Origin of the sequence: Nonomuraea sp. NPDC049784, from assembly GCF_040659615.1 — a bacterium.
Classification (GTDB): domain Bacteria; phylum Actinomycetota; class Actinomycetes; order Streptosporangiales; family Streptosporangiaceae; genus Nonomuraea.
Map to the genome: position 1 here is coordinate 1 of NZ_JBFAMX010000739.1, position 4,457 is coordinate 4,457.

The window sequence follows — 4,457 nt, forward strand, 5'->3', positions numbered from 1 at the left end:
CGGGGTCGTCGTCGAGTGTCCAGAACTCCGGATCCGCGTGGCCGTCGAGGGCTATGGTGGCTACAGGCGGGGCCGATTCGTCTGGTGGGAGTGCCCGGAGGGCGGCTGAGGGGGATGGAACCCCGGCCCGGAGCCGGACGGGGGGTACATCATCGTCTCTCCTGTCGTGCGAGCCGGCCGATCGGGGGGTGGAGAACGGTTCCGTTTGAACCCCTATGATCGATTTGCGCGTTCTGACCCTATCGGTCTGCCACACGAACCGGGCCCCCGCCCGCTCGTCACCTTCCGGGCGCGGCCGCCCGCGCCACGAGTGCGGCACGGACTCCCGGCCGGGACAGGTAATCCCGAGCGCTCTGTGGGTCAGGCTCGCGGGGACATCCAGGTGCCGTGCGCGGCGGGCCGCAGCATCGAGGACAGGCGCCTCGTACAGCACCGCCGTGTCGATCTCCGGCACGTGACGGGGCGTTCTGGAGGGGTGCGGGGTTCATGTGGCGGAGGCGGCCTTATCCCCGTCGAGGGGGAAGAAGGGGAGCTCGATGTAGACGCGGTCGGCTGCGGCGAGGATCTTCGCGGCGTCGTCGACCGGCGGGTGGATGTGCTGGTTGATCCGCTTCTTGATGTCCGCGCCGTCGGCGCCCGAGGCCATCACCCTGCGGTCCCAGCCCCGGGTGAAGACCCCACCGGCTCCGCCCAGGTCCAGGCAGGTGACGTACGGGCCGGGGGTGAAGTCGCGCAGCGGCAGGTCGAGCAGGTCGGCCGCCGCGTTGTACCCGGCGACCTTGCCGAGCGGGGTGGCGTGCTGGCAGGCCTGCATGACCGTGTGCTCTGCGTCGAACGCAGCCGCGGCCGTGTCGCCGGCGACGAACACCTCGGGAAGGGCGCGCAGCCGCTGGTCCACCGGCACCCGGCCGAGGTGGTCGAGTTCGTCGGAGATCTGCCGGGTGAGCTCGCTGGCCCTCATCCCCACCGACCAGACCATCGCGTCCGCCTCGACCCTGGTGCCGTCGGACAGGACGGCGTATCCGTCGCCGACCTGCGACACCCTCGTCCCGAGGCGGCGTTCGATGCCCAGCTTGTCCAGCGCCGCCTCGATCTCCTCGCGCGGGCCCGGGCCGAGCTGGTCTCCGACCACCTGAGACCGGTCCACCAGCAGCACCCGGCCCCGGGCGGCCAGTTCGGTCGCGGCCTCCAGGCCGACGAACCCGGCGCCGACGACCACGGCGGAGTAGCCCTCCCGGTCGCGCAGATGGGCGGTGAGCCGCCGGGCCCCGTCCAGGGTGTCGATGTCAAAGAGCCGTTCAGCGCCGGGCAGGCCCTGGTACCGAACGAGCTTGCTGCCCGCCGCCAGCACCAGGCGGTCATAGCCGATCTCCTGGCCGTCGGCCACCACCACGCGGCGGCCGGTGTCGATCGTGCTCACCGAGGCCCGCAGATGCTCGACGCCGATCGGCTCGAGGATCCTGCTCAGCTCCACCTTGGCCAGGTCCGGCTCCGGTTCGTACAGGCGCGGCCGCAGCACCAGGTGCTCGTTCGGCGCGATGAGCGTGATGCGCAGGTCAGCCTCTCCGCGTGCCAGTGCCGCTCCCGCCGCGCTCCACACTCCCGCGAAACCGCCTCCGATGATCACAACGTGTGCCGTCATCTTGTCCTCTCTCAGCCTCGCCCCCCGGGGGATCGGAGGGTTCGGCAGGGAGACAACATGGCGGGTTCAGATGTGACCGATGTGAGCGAACTTCTCGGGATTGGCCAGTCTCCTGAACGCGGTGATCCGCCCGTCGGCGATCTCCACGGTGTCGAGCCAGACCAGCTCGCCGCCGCGGTAGGTCGCCAGGGCCGGGTGCCCGTTCACCTCGATGATCTGGAACGCGTCGGGCCGCCTGATCTCGATCTGCCTGACTGTCAGCAGGGCGATCGACTCCGCACCCCGGACCGGCCTGCGCGCGGCGGTCACCTTGCCGCCGCCGTCGGCGATGTAGACGGCCTCGGGGTCCAGCAACTCGACGAGCCCGGCCATGTCCCCCGCGTCGGCGGCCGCCTTGAACGCCTTGAGCACGCGTTCGGTCTCGGCCCTGGACGCCCGGGGCCGCTCCTCGACCGCGGCGACCCGCGCCCGCGCGCGGGACGCGAGTTTACGGCTGGCGGCGGGCGTGCCGCCGAGCACCTCGGCGATCCGGCCGAACGGGAGGTCGAAGACGTCGTGCAGCACCAGCGCGACGCGTTCGGCGGGGGTGAGCGTCTCCATGACCACCAGCATCGCGGTGCTCACCGACTCGTCCATGAGCACCTGGGCGGCGGCGTCGGGCCCGGTCAGCAGCGGTTCGGGCAGCCAGGGCCCGACATAGGACTCGCGCCGGACGCGCGCCGACTTCAGCACGTTGTACGACGTCCGGGCGGCCAGGGTCACCAGCCAGGCCCGCAGATCCCGCACCTCGGACAGGTCGGCGGCGGCGGCACGCAACCACACCTCCTGCGTCACGTCCTCGGCCTCGGCCACGGTGCCGAGGATCCGGTAGGCCGCCCCGAAGACCGCGGGGCGATGCGACTCCCAGTCGGCCTCCGCCAACGTGCCGGTCAGCTTCACTGTCGGCCTCCTACCCCCCTCGGATCGTTGATCGACCCCCGATTCCAGGCAAAACGATCTCCTTCCCCGAACGGTACTCGGCGCCGCGCATGCACGGGTTCAAGATGCTCATGCCTGTAGGTCTCCCTTCAGCAGCGACGCGATCAGCTCCCGATCGGTAGGTCTCAGCTGGCCGGAGCGTGCGACCACTGCCCTTCGCCCAGCACCTGCCTCAGCTCCTCCAGGCAGTCGTGCGCCTGCTGTCACTGCGATCGCCACATCCGCGGCCGGCAGCGCCGAACGCAGGTGCGCCAGGCGAGGATGGTGGCCGGGATTGTCAGGACTGGCGGATCGCGGCGACGTCGAACTCCAGCAGCACCTTCGGGCTGACCATGACCGTGGTCGCGGCGTTCCAGTTCACGCCCCAGTGGTTGCGGTTGATCGTGAGGCTGCCCTTGAAGCCGACCCGGAGCTCGCCCCGCGGGTCGTTCTCGACGCCGCTCAGCTCGAAGTTCACGGTCACCGAATTGATCACACCGCGGACGGTCAGGTCACCGGTGACCTTGAAGCTGGTTTCACCGGTCTGTTCCACCTTGGTCGAGGTGAAAGTGAGGTCCGGGTGGTCGTCCACGTTCAAGAACGTGCTGCGCAGCTGGTCGTCGCGCTGCGGATTGCGGGTCTGGATGCTCTTGGCCTGGATGGTGAGCCGGACGCTGGACTTCGACGGGTCGTCGCCGTCCAGGTACGCGCCGCCCTCGAACTCGTCGAACTGCCCGCGCACTCTGGTGGCCATCGTGTGCCGGGCGACGAAGCCGATTCGCGTGTGGGCGGTGTCGAGGACGTAATCGCCGGTCAGTTCGCTGAGCTTGGTCGTAGTTGACATGCTTGGTCACTCCTGGAGGGGGAAGAGGTGGTCAGTCCTTCAGGTCCACGCCGGTTGCGACGTGAGGAGCCGAGCCCGTCAGAGGAGTGGTGCCGAGGTATCTGACCTCGTAGACGCGCTCGGCGAACCTCCAGCCGTGCGAGGTCCGCTGGTAGCGGTCGTGGTACAGCGCGTAGTTCAGGTGCGAGCTGCTGTCGCGCATCATCTCCGGGTCGGTGAACTCGCCGCGCAGCGCCTCGATCGCGGCACGGTCCGCGATGGCTTGAATATCGGTCATGGGTGTCCTTCTCGTCTGGGTTGACCACGCGCGCGCTTCCTGCGGGACGGTCGCGGCTGGAGCGTTTTGACTTCAGCAGTCCGACGACACAGCACCCTGGAATGTGAGGCGAGGCGCCAACCTCACATTCCGAGGTGTTGTCTCGTCGTACTGGTGAGAGCACATGGGCCAAAGGAAAGTCGACGCCATGACCACCCCATCCGAGCCAGGAGCCGACCGGCTCGATCCGGGCCTGAGCGCGATCATGAGCGAGCGCAGTCAGCTGATCAATCTCGCGTACCGGCTCCTCGGCTCCCTGGCCGATGCTGAAGATGTCGTACAGGAGACCTACGCCCGCTGGTACGCCATGTCCCCGCAGCAGCAGGAGGCCATCGAGTCCCCCGGCGGCTGGCTGACGAAGGTCGCCAGTCGCATCTGCCTCGACCTGCTCGGCTCAGCACGCGCCCGGCGGGAACGCTACGTGGGCGAATGGATCCCCGAGCCGCTGCCCGAACGTACGGAGTGGATCAACGGGCGACCGGGCGGCGGCGTGGTCGACCCGGCCGACCGGGTCACCCTCGACGAGTCGATCAACATGGCCTTCCTCGTCGTGCTCGAATCGATGACCCCGGCCGAGCGCGTCGCGTTCATCCTGCACGACGTCTTCCGTTACCCCTTCGCCGAAGTCGCCGAGATCGTCGGCCGTACCCCGGCGGCATGCCGCCAGCTGGCCGTCTCAGCCCGCCGTCGCATTCGCG

At 69.2% G+C, this 4,457-nt stretch carries 5 protein-coding genes; 1 reads left to right on the top strand and 4 read right to left on the bottom strand.

What is annotated here, in order from left to right:
- Positions 1 to 484: 484 nt before the first annotated feature.
- The 4 genes from AB0J09_RS57290 to AB0J09_RS57305 form a co-directional block, all read right to left on the bottom strand.
- Complete coding sequence (locus AB0J09_RS57290) at positions 485 to 1,642, bottom strand: FAD-dependent oxidoreductase (RefSeq protein WP_360711289.1); 1,158 nt, start codon at positions 1,640 to 1,642, stop codon at positions 485 to 487.
- Positions 1,643 to 1,708: 66 nt separating this feature from the next.
- Positions 1,709 to 2,581, bottom strand: coding sequence for an RNA polymerase sigma factor SigJ (sigJ, locus tag AB0J09_RS57295; RefSeq protein ID WP_360711291.1), 873 nt, complete (start codon positions 2,579 to 2,581; stop codon positions 1,709 to 1,711).
- A gap of 316 nt (positions 2,582 to 2,897) precedes the next feature.
- Positions 2,898 to 3,443, bottom strand: a complete 546-nt coding sequence (locus AB0J09_RS57300) for a YceI family protein (protein ID WP_360711294.1) — start codon at positions 3,441 to 3,443, stop codon at positions 2,898 to 2,900.
- A 31-nt stretch (positions 3,444 to 3,474) separates the two neighbouring features.
- Entirely contained in the window at positions 3,475 to 3,720 is a 246-nt protein-coding gene (locus AB0J09_RS57305; RefSeq protein ID WP_360711297.1) for a hypothetical protein, read from the bottom strand.
- A gap of 187 nt (positions 3,721 to 3,907) precedes the next feature.
- Between AB0J09_RS57305 and AB0J09_RS57310 the strand changes: the two genes are divergently transcribed.
- The coding region (locus tag AB0J09_RS57310; RefSeq protein WP_360711300.1) for a sigma-70 family RNA polymerase sigma factor at positions 3,908 to 4,457 on the top strand (550 nt) is incomplete at its 3' end.

Bases quoted from the DNA above. Each gene is read 5' to 3' on its own strand.
- AB0J09_RS57290 (WP_360711289.1), bottom strand. From the start codon at position 1,642: ATGACGGCACACGTTGTGATCATCGGAGGCGGTTTCGCGGGAGTGTGG.
- AB0J09_RS57305 (WP_360711297.1), bottom strand. From the start codon at position 3,720: ATGACCGATATTCAAGCCATCGCGGACCGTGCCGCGATCGAGGCGCTG.
- AB0J09_RS57300 (WP_360711294.1), bottom strand. From the start codon at position 3,443: ATGTCAACTACGACCAAGCTCAGCGAACTGACCGGCGATTACGTCCTC.